18 protein-coding genes are annotated in these 12939 nt (G+C 64.0%); 12 read left to right on the top strand and 6 right to left on the bottom strand.

Going from position 1 to position 12939, the window contains the following annotated elements:
- Nucleotides 1–141: 141 nt before the first annotated feature.
- Nucleotides 142–510 (bottom strand): hypothetical protein, encoded by a 369-nt coding sequence (locus ABTZ89_RS25450; RefSeq protein WP_270950515.1) that lies wholly within the window; start codon nucleotides 508–510, stop codon nucleotides 142–144.
- A gap of 72 nt (nucleotides 511–582) precedes the next feature.
- Nucleotides 583–1185, bottom strand: coding sequence for a dihydrofolate reductase family protein (locus tag ABTZ89_RS25455; protein ID WP_351049037.1), 603 nt, complete (start codon nucleotides 1183–1185; stop codon nucleotides 583–585).
- A 162-nt stretch (nucleotides 1186–1347) separates the two neighbouring features.
- On the opposite strand from ABTZ89_RS25455, the gene ABTZ89_RS25460 reads away from it, so the two are divergent.
- Nucleotides 1348–1986 (top strand): dihydrofolate reductase family protein, encoded by a 639-nt coding sequence (locus tag ABTZ89_RS25460; protein ID WP_351049040.1) that lies wholly within the window; start codon nucleotides 1348–1350, stop codon nucleotides 1984–1986.
- Between the two features lie 139 nt (nucleotides 1987–2125).
- Nucleotides 2126–2689, top strand: coding sequence for a dihydrofolate reductase family protein (locus ABTZ89_RS25465; RefSeq protein WP_351049043.1), 564 nt, complete (start codon nucleotides 2126–2128; stop codon nucleotides 2687–2689).
- 540 nt (nucleotides 2690–3229) lie between these two features.
- On the opposite strand, the gene ABTZ89_RS25470 is transcribed toward ABTZ89_RS25465, so the two are convergent.
- Nucleotides 3230–4270, bottom strand: a complete 1041-nt coding sequence (locus ABTZ89_RS25470; protein ID WP_351049045.1) for an AlbA family DNA-binding domain-containing protein — start codon at nucleotides 4268–4270, stop codon at nucleotides 3230–3232.
- A gap of 1064 nt (nucleotides 4271–5334) precedes the next feature.
- Between ABTZ89_RS25470 and folP the strand changes: the two genes are divergently transcribed.
- Both folP and ABTZ89_RS25480 read left to right on the top strand, forming a co-directional pair.
- Nucleotides 5335–6150, top strand: a complete 816-nt coding sequence (gene folP, locus ABTZ89_RS25475; RefSeq protein ID WP_351049084.1) for a dihydropteroate synthase — start codon at nucleotides 5335–5337, stop codon at nucleotides 6148–6150.
- Nucleotides 6147–6899, top strand: coding sequence for a dihydrofolate reductase family protein (locus ABTZ89_RS25480; protein ID WP_351049048.1), 753 nt, complete (start codon nucleotides 6147–6149; stop codon nucleotides 6897–6899). Before folP ends, ABTZ89_RS25480 begins: the two co-directional genes overlap by 4 nt.
- Nucleotides 6900–6947: 48 nt before the next feature.
- On the opposite strand, the gene ABTZ89_RS25485 is transcribed toward ABTZ89_RS25480, so the two are convergent.
- Nucleotides 6948–7154 (bottom strand): helix-turn-helix transcriptional regulator, encoded by a 207-nt coding sequence (locus ABTZ89_RS25485; protein WP_351049051.1) that lies wholly within the window; start codon nucleotides 7152–7154, stop codon nucleotides 6948–6950.
- A gap of 99 nt (nucleotides 7155–7253) precedes the next feature.
- On the opposite strand from ABTZ89_RS25485, the gene ABTZ89_RS25490 reads away from it, so the two are divergent.
- Nucleotides 7254–7502, top strand: a complete 249-nt coding sequence (locus tag ABTZ89_RS25490) for a hypothetical protein (RefSeq protein WP_351049054.1) — start codon at nucleotides 7254–7256, stop codon at nucleotides 7500–7502.
- A gap of 67 nt (nucleotides 7503–7569) precedes the next feature.
- Here ABTZ89_RS25490 and ABTZ89_RS25495 read toward each other — a convergent pair whose 3' ends face one another.
- Nucleotides 7570–8466: a glycosyltransferase family 2 protein gene (locus tag ABTZ89_RS25495; RefSeq protein ID WP_351049057.1), complete on the bottom strand. Its 897-nt coding sequence runs from the start codon at nucleotides 8464–8466 to the stop codon at nucleotides 7570–7572.
- Nucleotides 8463–9326 carry a GntR family transcriptional regulator gene (locus tag ABTZ89_RS25500; protein ID WP_351049060.1) on the bottom strand — a complete coding sequence of 288 codons (864 nt, stop codon included), beginning with the start codon at nucleotides 9324–9326 and terminating at the stop codon, nucleotides 8463–8465. The genes ABTZ89_RS25495 and ABTZ89_RS25500 overlap by 4 nt, the downstream gene beginning before the upstream one ends.
- A gap of 132 nt (nucleotides 9327–9458) precedes the next feature.
- Here ABTZ89_RS25500 and ABTZ89_RS25505 point away from each other — a divergent pair, with 132 nt between their 5' ends.
- From ABTZ89_RS25505 to ABTZ89_RS25535, 7 genes are all read left to right on the top strand, one after another.
- Nucleotides 9459–9818, top strand: coding sequence for a hypothetical protein (locus ABTZ89_RS25505; protein ID WP_351049063.1), 360 nt, complete (start codon nucleotides 9459–9461; stop codon nucleotides 9816–9818).
- Between the two features lie 303 nt (nucleotides 9819–10121).
- The gene (locus ABTZ89_RS25510) at nucleotides 10122–10337 is read left to right on the top strand and encodes a hypothetical protein (RefSeq protein WP_351049066.1); all 216 of its coding nucleotides are present in this window, start codon (nucleotides 10122–10124) and stop codon (nucleotides 10335–10337) included.
- Between the two features lie 64 nt (nucleotides 10338–10401).
- On the top strand, nucleotides 10402–10572 hold the full coding sequence (locus tag ABTZ89_RS25515; RefSeq protein ID WP_351049069.1) for a hypothetical protein: 171 nt from the start codon (nucleotides 10402–10404) through the stop codon (nucleotides 10570–10572).
- A 12-nt stretch (nucleotides 10573–10584) separates the two neighbouring features.
- Nucleotides 10585–10740 (top strand): hypothetical protein, encoded by a 156-nt coding sequence (locus tag ABTZ89_RS25520; RefSeq protein ID WP_351049072.1) that lies wholly within the window; start codon nucleotides 10585–10587, stop codon nucleotides 10738–10740.
- On the top strand, nucleotides 10733–10993 hold the full coding sequence (locus ABTZ89_RS25525) for a hypothetical protein (protein ID WP_351049075.1): 261 nt from the start codon (nucleotides 10733–10735) through the stop codon (nucleotides 10991–10993). The genes ABTZ89_RS25520 and ABTZ89_RS25525 overlap by 8 nt, the downstream gene beginning before the upstream one ends.
- On the top strand, nucleotides 10990–11172 hold the full coding sequence (locus ABTZ89_RS25530) for a hypothetical protein (protein WP_351049078.1): 183 nt from the start codon (nucleotides 10990–10992) through the stop codon (nucleotides 11170–11172). The genes ABTZ89_RS25525 and ABTZ89_RS25530 overlap by 4 nt, the downstream gene beginning before the upstream one ends.
- 86 nt (nucleotides 11173–11258) lie before the next feature.
- Nucleotides 11259–12776 (top strand): FtsK/SpoIIIE domain-containing protein, encoded by a 1518-nt coding sequence (locus ABTZ89_RS25535; protein ID WP_351049081.1) that lies wholly within the window; start codon nucleotides 11259–11261, stop codon nucleotides 12774–12776.
- The last annotated feature ends 163 nt before the right edge of the window (nucleotides 12777–12939 follow it).

Below are 12939 nucleotides of genomic sequence, written 5' to 3' on the forward strand. Positions count from 1 at the left end.
AGGTCGTGAGCACTTTGGGGCGCTAGAGCACCCCAAAGTGCTCACGACCCCGACCGGGCGCCCGCTTTCGGGATGTGCGGGGTTTCGGCGGCGCGTTGGCGCACTTCTGCATGGCGGCTTCAATGCCGTTGTTCAGGCATGTCAACGAGCTTTGGCCGGGAAGAACTCGCGGACCGGAACCAGCAGACCGGCGAGCGAGAGCACGATGAAGACCACCTGGTGGACGTGGTCCTGCCCGGGCGGCAACTGGCCGACCAGGTGCACCACCCAGAACACCGGGTAGAACCACAGCACCCACCAGGCCCACCGCTCTCGACGCCGGAACGGCACCAGCACGAGCGCTCCCCCGAAGAGGCCGACCCCGATCGAAGCCAGCCCGTCCGCGCGGTACAACAGCGCATCACCTGCTGGCGGTGCGACCACCACGGCCGCGCCGAATCCCAGGATTCCCAGGCTGATCGCCGCCAGGAAGATCCACCCGACCCGCACTGCGATGCTCTCGCGCTGCATCCGACGAACCTACTGCCGAACACGGCGGCCGAGAAGCTCCGAGAACGCCGGGGGATCTGCTCGGCGGCCGGCCTACTTCTTGACCCGGTAGCGCAGGTGCGTGACGCCGGTGCCCTCGACCACCACGACGGGCCCTTCGAACTCCACCGGCGTCGCACCGAGTTCCCCGAACAGCGTCTTCCCGCCGCCCAGCACGACCGGCACCAGCTCGATCCCGACCTCGTCGAGCAGACCGGCCTCCAGGCACTGCCGGGCCATCTGCCCGCCGTTGACGACGACGTCCTTCTCCCCGGCCAGCTCCTTCGCCTTCGCCACCGCGGCCTCGATGCCGCCGGTGACGAAGACGAAGTCCTCGTCGTCCACCGGACGGTCGCCGGGGCGCTGGTGGGTGAGCACGACCGTGGTCACGTTCATCGGGTGGCGCCCGCCCCAGGCCCCGGTCATGTCGTAGAGGTACCTGCCGACGACCAGTGCGCCGGTGTTCGCCCACTCCGCCTCGACCAGCTCCGCGCTCTCCGCTGAGATGCGGAAGGCGGGCACGTCGGGGCTGGCCGACGGGAGCTCGACGTCGCCGTTGCCGTACCACTGGAACAGCAGGTCGAAGCCGCTCTCCCCGGGGCCGGCGATGTAACCGTCGAGCGACATCGTCGTGCTTCCGGTGGTGACCTTGCCCATCTCGTCGTCTCCTTCGTGTCGACTGCGTCGTCAACGCATCGAACGGCGGGCCCCGATTTCGACGAACGACTGCGAGATTTTCGGTGGACGGTTCCGATGAGTTCTCCGACGCACGCACGTCCTACCTGCTGACCGAGCCGACCGATTCATCAGGAGCAAGGAATGGGCCGCATCCAGATCGAGCTCTTCGCAACCCTCGACCTCGTCGGGCAGGCGCCCGGCGGCCCCGACGAGGACCCGGTGGGGTTCACGTTCGGCGGCTGGCAGGCACCGCTGATGGACGAGGCCACCGGCGCGCAGATCGGCGCCGCGTACGAGGGCACGGACGCCCTCCTGCTCGGCCGGCGGACGTACGACATCTTCGCCGCCTTCTGGCCGCACCAGGAAGGCGGTGTGGACAGCGATATCGCCACCCTCTTCAACAGCATCCCGAAGTACGTCGCCTCCCGCGGCAAGCCCGACCTCTCGTGGGCCGGGTCCACCCAGATCGGCCGAGATCTAGCAGCCGAGGTCCGCGAGATCCGCGACCGCCACGAGAACGTCAAGGTCGTCGGAAGCCTGAACCTGGTGCAGACCCTCCTGCGCGAGAAGCTCTTCGACGTCCTCGACCTCTGGCTGCACCCGCTCATGCTCGGGGCCGGGAAGAAGGTGTTCGACAGCGGCGCGGTCCCCACGAACCTCACCCTCCTCGAACCCCCGGCAGCCGGCACGAAGGGCACCGTCCACCTCCGCTACGGCCTCGCCCCCGGAACCCCCGGAACAGGAGACCTGAGCAACCCCGACCGCAGCACCGGCGACTGAAAGCTGGGCTCAGGACGTGGTTCCCCTTCGCACGCACATCCGCTCGGCGGGGTGTTGAACCGGCCCTCGGTGTGGCCTGACCGATGATTTTTCCGCGCCGTGCTGGTCCATACGCCGAGATTCTCGGGAGGCTGGCACCATGCGAAAACTGACCTTCGGCATGAACCTGAGCGTGGACGGCTACATCGCTGCGCCCGGTGACGACCTCGGCTGGAGCGAGCCGAGCGACGAGCTGTTCCAGTGGTGGTCCGACCGGGTGGGGGCGACAGGCCTGGCGCTGTACGGGCGCAAGCTGTGGGAGACGATGAGCTCCTACTGGCCGACCGCCGACCAGCAGCCGGGTGCCACACCGGCGGAGATCGAGTTCGCCCGCCGCTGGCGGGACATGCCGAAGGTGGTGTTCTCCGCGACGACCAGCACGGTCGACTGGAACACCCGCCTGGTCACCGGCGACGCGGTTTCCGAGATCACCCGGCTCAAGGCCGAGGACGGCGGCCCCATGGATATCGGCGGCGCCACCCTCGCCGCAGCGGCCATGCGGGCCGGGCTGATCGACGAGTACATGATCGTCACCCACCCGGTCCTGGTAGGTGGCGGCACACCGTTCTTCGCGGCTCTGGACAACTGGGTGAACCTGACCCTGGTGGAGACCAGGACGTTCCCCGACGGCGTGCTCCTGACCAGGTACGAGACCAGGCGCTGAGCACCCCGACCTCGGATCGGCCCGGACTCGACCGCGCGGCGGTAAAGTGGGGGTTGATCTCGAACGAGATCAACCCCTGCGGCTTGCGCCCCCAGCAGGACTCGAACCTGCGACCTAAGGATTAGACGAAGTCATCTTCCGTCGTCTGACTATGCTTGCCGATACCCACTATGGCCAGGCGTTTTTGCGAAAGTGAACACTTGTCATCGGTCGATAGCAGTGGACGTTTGACGTTGATTTGTGGGGGTAAAGTGGGGGCTTCGTACTGGATCTTGGCAATCCGCTGTCCTCCGACCCCGCAGCTCTAGAGGGTAGCTCGTTCGGGTCTTAGAGTTGTTGGGGATGGTCGGTGCGTGGATGAGACGGAGAAAGCCAAGCTTCGGGTGAAAGCCGCAAGTGACGGCGCTTGCGCACACATCGGACGTGACGCCGATGACCGGGACGCGAAGATCGCTCGTGCCCGACTGGCCAAAGCACTGGCGACATATCGTTGCAGGATCAACCAGGAGCGGCAGTGAACACGGTTGAGGCCTCCGCTTCCTATTCCTTTGAGCGCCGAAGAATTCCGTATCCGGCAGCCAACATGCTGTGCACCTCGCGTGCGGTTACTGGAATGGATCCTTCCCCGCGACGCCTTACGACCGAAAAGAATACGCCCTCAGTCTTTCCTGCGACAATAGCGCCATGGACCAGAAACGGCTTCTCATGCTCAAGTTGCGGTGGCACCACAATCGAGAGCACGCAAAGATCTCCCTTTTGAGGCGTTTTAAAAATCTCCAGCCCTCGCATCGGCGGGTAAACACGTTGGTCGATTATGCCTTGCACTCTCTCCTGAATCCCCGAGTCAAACTTTATCGGCGTCACTTTCGCGACCACATCTTTTCGATTGACCTTTTCGGTCCGGAACCCGATCGCAAGAATTCCACCAGATTCGGCGTTGGCGAACCTAGCTACGTCTTGTGCTAGCTCTACCTTGCTGGCTTCGTGAGACAGATCTACATATGATTTGAATTCAAGCCATGAGTTTTCTTCTTGGCCAATGATGCGATCCAAATCTCCGGAGCGCAACGCATGGAGCACGAAGCTTCGCGTGGGCAATCCATTATCACCCTGAGAAATGGACACCTCGGTGGTGAGTTCTTTGGCCTTATCGCGAGCTTGGCGCACGGTCAGCGAGTGATCAAGCAGGGTGATCGAAGCGATCCACAAGCCCTCCGCTCCCATCAATGGCTCGGGGAAGGCATGGTTCACGATGCCGCCAATATTAGAAAACGTCGCAGAACATATAGACTCGAACGTTTCTCTCGGAAAAGGAATAGCATTCCTGATGGCCATCTCGAGGGAAATTTGCCCAGCGGCTTCGAATTCCAAGCTCCAGTTCATATCCGAGAAAAGTATAGCCGCCCTCGAAATCGACGGGTGGGTTTTGATTAATTCTTGAAGGCGTTGAAGGTCGAGCTCCTCGACAAGGAAAGAAGGCATCTCTATTTCGCAGTATTGCCCTTGGATATTTGTTAGAGAAGAGGCTTCGGGTGCATCATAGAAGTGGATATCATCCCCGCGCCATTCGAATTCCGGCATGATGACATCATAGCTGGTCGATGATCACGTATGTGTTTTGCAATCGCTAAAGAGACCACAACCAGGAAACCCCGTGCGTCGCGTTGCGAATGGCTCCAACGGAAGAGTGAAGGTGACCCCCTGCTTACGTGCCCAGCATCGTTTTCAGCGGCTCGCCCAGCCGACCACGTGCAGTCAGGACGCCCGTGGTCTAAGCGCTCTACTTCTGCGGCTCCTGTGGGGCCGCCTGCCTTCCGCTCGCGCCCAACCACGGCCGCCGCCCCACCGCTCGCGGCCGGTCCGCCGACCGCCTGCCGGGACCGGCGCCAGCCGCACGCCCGGCCGGCGGTCGGCTGGACCGGGCTCGCAGACAGCGGGGCGGCGGCCGTGGTTGGGCTCGCATGCAGCAGGCAGGCGGCCCCGCAGGGGCCGCCCTTGATGAAGTAGAGAAAGTTTAGACACACGCGGACTGCGGCCACGGCTAGCGCTGCGGAGCTTCGAGGATGGCCTTCGAGAGAGCCACGGCCTCGGCGTGCACCCAGCGACCGAGCGTTCCCCGCCCAGCCGCATAGGCAAGGGCCTCCAAGAGAGCCGGGAGGTGGCGATCGGTTCCCGGAATGATCGAACCAGCCTCTCCGCCACAGAGGAAGCTCGGCATCGCTTTCTCGCGCACCCTGTCGGCGGCGGACTGCATCAGCTTCTGATCCGCGTGACGACGTTCGTACTGAGCCCGAGTAGTCACGCTCGCCCCCTGCTCGGTGAAGAAGTCAGAGCGGGCCGCGCTGCTCGGGTGTCGCAACCGGCCCGCGTGATCGACTCGGTCTTCCCCACCTCGCCGATGCCACGAGGGTAGAACACCAGTTTGAATGATCGCCAGTTCGAGGCTTGTGGGACTCACCCGTGTTGGCTCGGGTACGGATGGTGGCAGACTGATCGCTGCCCGCACTTGAGCTGGCAACCCGGCGGTGGAGGTTGCAGCTCGGGCAGCTATCGCAGGAAGGACCGGGCCTGTGCAGGATCTTGGCGCCAGCGCATTCGACTTCACGTTCCGTGGCCGGAGAGTTGTTCGCGACCGGGCCCTGGTGATGGCCATCGTCAACCGCACACCCGACTCCTTCTACGACCGTGGTGCCACCTTCGAGGAAGACGCGGCAAAGACAGCAGTCGAACGAGCTGTCACCGAGGGTGCAGACGTGATCGACATCGGCGGAGTGACCGCCAGCCCCGGTGCAGAGGTGGACACCGAAGAAGAGATCCGCCGGGTCCTGCCAACCGTTGAGTGGATCAAGGCCACATACCCAGACGTCTTGATCAGCGTCGACACCTGGCGACACGAGGTAGCGGACGCAGTCTGCCGGGCTGGCGCCGACATCATCAATGACGCGTGGGGAGCAGCTGACCCCAAGATCCTCGACGTCGCAGCAACCCACTCCGCCGGATACATCTGCACCCATTCCCCCCGAGCTCCCCGCTCTACGCCTGTCCGCTCGGATTACGAAGACGTCGTCCGGGACGTCGTGGATGAGACGGTGCGGCTCGCCGAGCTCGCCGAGTCCAAGGGGGTTCCGCGCGACGGCATCCTCATCGACGGCACCGGATACGGCAAGAACACCGATGACCACCTGGCCCTCGTCGCTCGTACGAAGGAGATCGTGGCAACCGGCTGGCCGGTCCTAATGGCGCTGTCGAACAAGACGTTCGTGCGGGAAAGCCTCGACCTCACTCCGGACGACAGAGACGACCTGCTCATCGGCACCTTGGCGGCCACGGCGCTCGCGGCGCGGGCTGGTGCGGCGATGTTCCGCGTGCACCAGGCCCTGCAGACCCGGCGCACCCTGGAGATGGTCGCCTGCGTCAACGGCACGAGGACCCCGGTTCAGGCGCAGGAGTGGATCTCGTGATCAAGCAGATTTGGCCGGCGCCCGCCGAGATCGACGACGAGCGCCTGGAGCAGCTCTACACCTACCCGGAAGCGCGCCGTTGGCTCGCCGTCAACTACGTCTCCAGCGCGGACGGGGCTGTCGAGGTCGGCGGTCGCGCCCGCCAGCTCTCGAGCCCAGCTGACCAGAAGGTGCTCCAGCTCGGTAGCGATCTCGCCGACGTGCTGATCGTTGGTGCGACAACTGCGATGGTCGAGGAGTTCCGCGGTGTGCACCCGAACGAGGCCACACTCGAACGTCGTCGGCGTCACGGGCTGCGCGACATCCCGCCGACTGCGGTGGTCACTACTGGACGGTCGCTGCCCGCCGATGCGCCGGTGATCACTGAGGCGGCTACTCCAACACTGGTGATTACCTGCGCCTCCGCGCCACTGGCGAAGCAGAAGGCATGGGAAGAGGCCGGGGCCGAACTGCTGATCACCGGAGAAGATTCCGTTGATCTCGCCACTGCGGTAGAGGCACTAACTGAACGCGGGCTGAACCGGATTGACTGCGAAGGAGGACCGCACCTCTTCGGAGGACTGCTGGCTGCTGGTGTGGTCGACGAGCTACGGCTGACGATTTCTCCACTGCTGGTCAGCGGCGCACATGAACGGATCGCTACCGGCCCTGAGCTCGATCCCGTCAACCTGGAGCTTGCCTCCGTCCTCACCGAGGATGGCGCCATGCTGGTGCGCTATCTGGTCCGCAACCGCCAAGCGAACTCCTGAACTCACCCGCTCGACCGGGATCGGCCCGCCGCTGGGCTCCTGCCGCGGCTACTCGTGTTCGTGCCGGCGCTTCTCCGCCAGTGCACGCATCTCGGCTACCACGTCGTCATAGCGCCATCGGTACTGACCACCAGGCGTGATCAAGGCAGGCGTGATCTGCCCTTGCTTCGCATAGTGCGAGATGGTTCGCCGCGCCAAGCCCAGCTTCTTAGCCAGCTCGGTGCTCGAAATCAGCGGCGAGTCGTCATCCGTCACGCACTCATGGTTAATGCCCCGAACGGTTGGCGCTGCCTTGCTTGCCTCTATACGCAGGCAATACCCTGATTGCCTCGATTGCCTTGTTGGGAGGTAGAGATGGCATCCGACGCGCGGCTTGCAGCTCAAGGGGTTGATGCCTTGTGCTCACTCGGCGAGGGTTTGGCATCCGGGCTAGCGGCACAGGCCCGTGCGGCTCAATGGGCACTTGACGAAGCAGCGTTCGAGCTGGGCGGCGGACGGTACTCCCAGGAGCAACGCAAGCAGCTGGCAGAGCAACTGAACAGCCTGGCCTGCGCTCTTCAAGTTGAGACGAGCGAACCGTTCGTCATCGACGCCGAAGACTGAGCTCGAACAGAAACGGCGCTGCTTGGCTGGTACCAAACAGCGCCGTCTTCTGTTGGAGATGCAGCGGCTACGACGCCGCCAGGCAGCGGTGAAGCTCATCGAGCGACCTCTTCAGCAACGTCCGTTCGAACTCCTGCGGGTCGTCACTGTCCGGGCGGTACTCAGCCATGGCCTGGTGGGCGAGCTCGTACCACTCACGGACCGCGGGCACCTTCGACTCAGTAAGCCGGCCTTCTGCGACGGCATGCCGAAGAAGAACGTCCAGCTCCATTGCCATTAGCTCCGGCTTCGGCCGCTGCGGGTTGGTCCAGTCGTCGGCCAGAACGGGGCGGAGTCGCATCGCGTGGCGGTTCCAATGCAGGAGCAGCTGGAGATCGACCATGAAGTCGTTCGGAAGTTCGGTCGGCCACAGGTGCCGAAGCGCAGCCCGCTGCCCAGACCACGGCGTAGAGCCGACTTTCGCGATCAGCTCCGGGAAGAGGGCGCCTGCAACCGGCGCAAAGAAGCCGTGAAGCCACAGCTGCGGGTACAGGGGCCGCCAGTAGAGATCGGAAACCACCGCATCCGCGATGCCGTCGAGGATCGGGCGGACGAGAAGCGCGCTCAGCGGCGGGTTGCCGAAGTACTGAAGGTCGCCATCGATCAGACAGACCACATCTCCGGACGTCGCGGCAAGACCAGCGCTGATCGCTGCACCCTTTCCGGCCGGCGCTTCTACGACCTTTGCTCCCGCCTTGGTCGCAAGGTCGGCGGTTCGGTCCGTGCATCCGCTCGCGCTGACGGCCACGTCCCCGGATACGCCGAGTACGTCGAGCCCGGCGTATGCGTCGCTGACAACCTGAGCAATCGTCGCCTCCTCGTTGTGGGCCGGGATCACGATGCTGACGCTCAGGTCCTTCTTGCTCAGCGTGCGCTCTTCAACGAGGTCGAGCCCAAGAGCTGGGTCAATTTCCGGTCGCTTCACGCGTCACCAGCCGTCTCTGCCGCTTCCGCGAGCTGTTCCGGGGTCCACCGCTTCAGATGCTCCACCATCCTGATCTCCGTGCGATCAGCTGGGTAGCGAGCTTCGGAGTACTCAACGACCCGGCCGTCGATGTCGATTGACTTGCTTCGAGCGTGGAGCATCGGCGTTCCCTGCTCCATCGCCCACTTCTGGCGTTCACCAGGAGTCGGCTGCACCGCGATCACCGAACGGGCGAACTGCGCGAGCTCGATTCCCACCGTGTAGAGCTGGTGCTGATGCCCACCCGGCCAGGGCTCGTTGCTGTCGTCCAGGAGCTCGGGGTTCGCTTCGATGTACTGCCGCGGGATGTACGAGACGCTCCACGACACCCGGGCGCCGGTCTTCTTGTGGGTCATCTCGTACACACGCTCGATCAGCTTGGTACCGACCGGCAGATCGAAGATCTCCGCTTGCTCGGCGTCAGCCTTCGTCTCGCTGTACTTCGCCGTCGAGTCGCACTCTGCGATCGGAATCCCGGCCGTGAGCTCGATAGCCCCCATGACCTTGCGCTCCTCGGCAGGACGCAACACCAGGTCCTTCTGCTTCTGCGTCCAGCCGTCGGCGAGCATGATCGGAGTTCGGGCTGTCGCCTCGCGAACTGTCGGCGCCTTGCCTCGACCGCCAGTGATCCGTCCCTCCTCTCGCAGTACCTCGATGGCCTTCCGCGCGGTGAGCGGAGCGCAGTTCCACTCCTCGGCCAGCTCGGCGACGGTCGGCAGCTTGTCACCGGCTTTCAGCTCCCCGGATGCGATCCGGCTGCGTAGCTCGTCCGCGATCTGATGATGGACCGGCACGGTCCCTACGGTGCGTTCTTCCTGCATATGGCCATTATGGCAGAAAGTTTGGTAGTTAGCTAGCGAACCCTCTTGCGCGACCCCGACCCGGTGTGTAATCTGGTCACATCGCTGGTTCGCTAGCGAACTAACCAACTAAGCCAACTTGTGGAGGCAGAGATGCTGCGGAACATCCCGGTGATGCTGGAGGGCTACCGACTCATGGTGCTGGAGGAGCCGGAGGTCAAGATGCGGAAGAACGAGAAGACCGGCGAGTTCGAGCCGGTGACCGACTTCGAGGGCGCCCCGCAGTTCGTGATCTCGGTGCACGCCAAGCCCCACAAGAAGGCGGACGGCACCCGAGCGGGCAAGGGCGACGAGATCCGCGTGACGCTGGAGACCGAGCCCCAGGACGAGATCCCGGACGGCGCGATCGTGGAGTTCATCAACCCGCGCATCTCGCACTGGGAGAACGAGCTGAACGGCCGCACCATGTCGGGCCTGGCGTGGAAGGCGACCGGCGTCAAGCTCGCGGGCTGACCCTCTTCCCTCTGAATTCTTTTCTCTAGCCGTTCTGGCTGTTTGTTCTTTGACTATTACATAGTGGGCCGAGCTATGCCTTTTTCGGCGCGAATTCAACGCGTCGGGGAGGCCTTGTTGGCCCCCGGCTTCCTGGTTTTCCGGGTATTCCGGGGGTCTTGATGGACTCCAATAGGAAAGGACGGTTTTCGGATGTTGTCTTTGGGTTTGCAGTACTGCCCGGCGTGCCACATCGGCGGGTACCGGCAGTACCGGCACTCGCAGGATCAGTTCTGCAAGTTGTGGTCGCGAGGGTGATGGGCGGTGATCTGCACGGTGGTCGCGAACGGATCGATGAGGGGCGCGGACGTTTCCGGTCGGGGCAGTGATTCGCGGTTCACGATCGGACTGCTCTACGACGTCGGAAAGGCGTTGGAGAACCACGGGTTTCCGGCGCTGGAGAACTACACGAACGGTGAGCTGATGAGGCTTCAGGTGGCGCTGCACGACTTCGCGCACCCGAAGGACGGTGATCGGTGATGGGCGTTTTCGGATTCCACGACGACTCGGGATGCATCGGACATTCGACGGAAGGACGGAGCAAGTGAACAACGAGAACCAGAAGAGCATCCGCGTGCAGGCCAGCCAGGTTCGCAGGAACCGCACGACCGGAACCTTCACGCGCCGGGACTCCAGCGTGGTCAACCTCGACTTCGGCGAGGCGGAGAGCCGGATCGACGTGCACACCTTCAACGGCAACCTGACGTTCAACTGAGAGGAGATCGGCGTGAGTGACGAGACCGACGAAGACGCGCGACCCCGGATTCCCGACAAGTACGAGCGGTCCCGGGTACCCGTAGAAGATCCGCCGTGGTTTCCCCCGTTCATGGACGATTACCGACGTTACGAACCGTTGCCTGAGGAGGTTGAGTTTTATGGCTGAAGTGAATTTGCCGATCGGTCGGCGGAAGAACTCGCCCGCTGTTGCCCGGCTGAAGCGCATCGGGGAGAACCTCGACGCGCTGGCCCATGAGCTGATCAAGGTCGGGTACCTGGAGCGGAACGTGGCACAGAAGAAGGACGTCGACGAGATCCAGGAGCTCGCGGACAAGGCCCTGGAGTCGTTGTACGGGGTTCGGGACGGGATCGCCGAAAAGGGCGGTCAGAGTGTGGCGAAGGGATACGTGAAGAAATGATCCGACTCGGCGATGAACTGCACAACTCGGTCAAGCGCATCGACGCGGCGATGCTGGATCTGGTGAACACCCTGAAGCAGTTCGGTGTCCCCCAGGGCATGGGCGCTGCCATGAACACGACGCGCAACGCGGTGGGCGACCTGGTCGCGAAGATGGAAATGACTCAACGCCGGAGCTGATCCGGCACAAGCTCGGCCGGGGCACCGAACCTCTCACACGGTTCGGTGCCCCGGTTTCTTTTTGCCTGCAAGGAAGGTGAACGGCAATGCGGGACACACGGGTGGGTGCGGAGAACACGTCTCCGATTCGGTGGGGCATCCGGCAGGTGGCCGGCCATCCCCGGACGTCGAGCTCGGCGGCGCTGACCTCGACCGCGGTGTACTGGTTCGGCCTGAACACCATGGTGTGGGCCGTGGGGATCGCCGTTCTGGCCGGGATCTCCTGGCGGCTGCTGGACCGGCCGACCTTCGACCGTTTCGCCGGTCGCCTTCTGCGGGCGTGGTGGCGCCGCTGGTGGACCTACCGGCGCCAATGGCTGCGGATCATGACCGCCTGCAACCTCACCCAGCACGACCACAAGGGCAACACGCTCGTTCCGCGCGTGACCTGGGTGAAAAGCACGTGGTCCTGGGACACGGTGACCGTTCGGATGGCCAAGGGCCAGGAACCGGAGGACTACGAGAAAGTGATCAACCGACTGGCGAACTCGTTCCGGGCTCGCTCGACCAACGTGCGACTGATCAAGCCCGGCAAGCTCGCGCTGGACTTCCAACGGCGCGAACCCTTCGACGAGATGTACGTCCCGCTGCCGCCCTTGGTCGAATCGGCCTCCGAGGTCGACCTGACGCGGCTGGTGCTGGGCAGGGATGAGTACGGCCGGGACTTCACCCTGAACCTGCTGGAACGCGACCTGCACGTGCTGTTTGGTGGCGCGACCGGTGCGGGCAAAGGCTCCTGGCTGTGGGCGCTGCTGCGGGCGCTGGCCCCGCTGATCCGCACCGGCCTGGCGCGGGTGTGGGTGATCGACCCCAAAGGCGGCATGGAGTTCAGCCAGGGCCGGGAGATGCTGCACGCCTTCGCCGACAACGACGAAGACGGCCTGAAGCTGATGGAGGCCTACACCGCCGTCCTCGACGAGCGGAAGCTCGAACTCGGGCGCCAAGGGGTCCGCGACTTCACCCCGTCGCGGGAGACCCCGTTGGAGCTGCTGGTCTGCGATGAGCTGGCGGGGATGACTGAGTACGCCATCCGGGAGATCACGGTGCCGTTCGGAAAGATGATTTCCAAGGGGCTCACGCAGTACCGGGCGGTCGGCGGTCGGATCGTCGCGGCGACTCAGGAGCCGACCAAGGAACACGTCCCGATGCGGGGTCTGTTCCCGACCAAGATCGCGCTCCGGCTGGACACCGCGTCGTATGTGGACATGTGCCTGGGTGAGGGGATGCGGGACATGGGGGCGTTCGCCGACAAGATCTCGGAAAACCTGGCCGGTACCGCCTACGCCAAGAGGGACGGCAGCCGCGAACCGGTGCGGGTCCGCGCTCCCTACAGCAGCAGTGAGGACATTGCCGAGCTGGTGAAGTTCTGCACCGAGCTGGGCACGGTCACCGAGCTCCGCAGCGAACCGATCAACCTCGACGAGGTCCCGGAGCGCGAGAAGCCGGCCGACGTCTACAACGTCGACTTCGAAGAGATGGAAGTGGACTACGACGCCCTGGACCAGGACGCCGATGAGGTCGACGAGGTCGACTACTTCGAAGGCGACGACGAAGAGAGCGCCTGACCTCTTTTTCCCTGTTCAAGTGGCCCGCCCGGTCTCCGGCAAGAGATTCCCGGGCGGGCCTTACCTCGCATTGGAGGCAAGACCCATGTTGGCAAAGATGGCGCTGGGTGTCACCAGCATGACGAGCGTGGCGGCCGGGACCTGCGCGTACCGGCTGTACCGG

Source organism: Saccharopolyspora sp. NPDC002686 (assembly GCF_040295745.1).
GTDB lineage: Bacteria > Actinomycetota > Actinomycetes > Mycobacteriales > Pseudonocardiaceae > Saccharopolyspora > Saccharopolyspora oryzae.

Excerpts from the sequence above, each read along its gene's own strand:
- ABTZ89_RS25450 (WP_270950515.1), bottom strand. The coding sequence starts at position 510 with ATGCAGCGCGAGAGCATCGCAGTGCGGGTCGGGTGGATCTTCCTGGCG.
- ABTZ89_RS25455 (WP_351049037.1), bottom strand. The coding sequence starts at position 1,185 with ATGGGCAAGGTCACCACCGGAAGCACGACGATGTCGCTCGACGGTTAC.
- ABTZ89_RS25460 (WP_351049040.1), top strand. The coding sequence starts at position 1,348 with ATGGGCCGCATCCAGATCGAGCTCTTCGCAACCCTCGACCTCGTCGGG.
- ABTZ89_RS25465 (WP_351049043.1), top strand. The coding sequence starts at position 2,126 with ATGCGAAAACTGACCTTCGGCATGAACCTGAGCGTGGACGGCTACATC.
- ABTZ89_RS25470 (WP_351049045.1), bottom strand. The coding sequence starts at position 4,270 with ATGCCGGAATTCGAATGGCGCGGGGATGATATCCACTTCTATGATGCA.
- folP (WP_351049084.1), top strand. The coding sequence starts at position 5,335 with ATGGCCATCGTCAACCGCACACCCGACTCCTTCTACGACCGTGGTGCC.
- ABTZ89_RS25490 (WP_351049054.1), top strand. The coding sequence starts at position 7,254 with ATGGCATCCGACGCGCGGCTTGCAGCTCAAGGGGTTGATGCCTTGTGC.
- ABTZ89_RS25500 (WP_351049060.1), bottom strand. The coding sequence starts at position 9,326 with ATGCAGGAAGAACGCACCGTAGGGACCGTGCCGGTCCATCATCAGATC.
- ABTZ89_RS25505 (WP_351049063.1), top strand. The coding sequence starts at position 9,459 with ATGCTGCGGAACATCCCGGTGATGCTGGAGGGCTACCGACTCATGGTG.
- ABTZ89_RS25525 (WP_351049075.1), top strand. The coding sequence starts at position 10,733 with ATGGCTGAAGTGAATTTGCCGATCGGTCGGCGGAAGAACTCGCCCGCT.
- ABTZ89_RS25530 (WP_351049078.1), top strand. The coding sequence starts at position 10,990 with ATGATCCGACTCGGCGATGAACTGCACAACTCGGTCAAGCGCATCGAC.
- ABTZ89_RS25535 (WP_351049081.1), top strand. The coding sequence starts at position 11,259 with ATGCGGGACACACGGGTGGGTGCGGAGAACACGTCTCCGATTCGGTGG.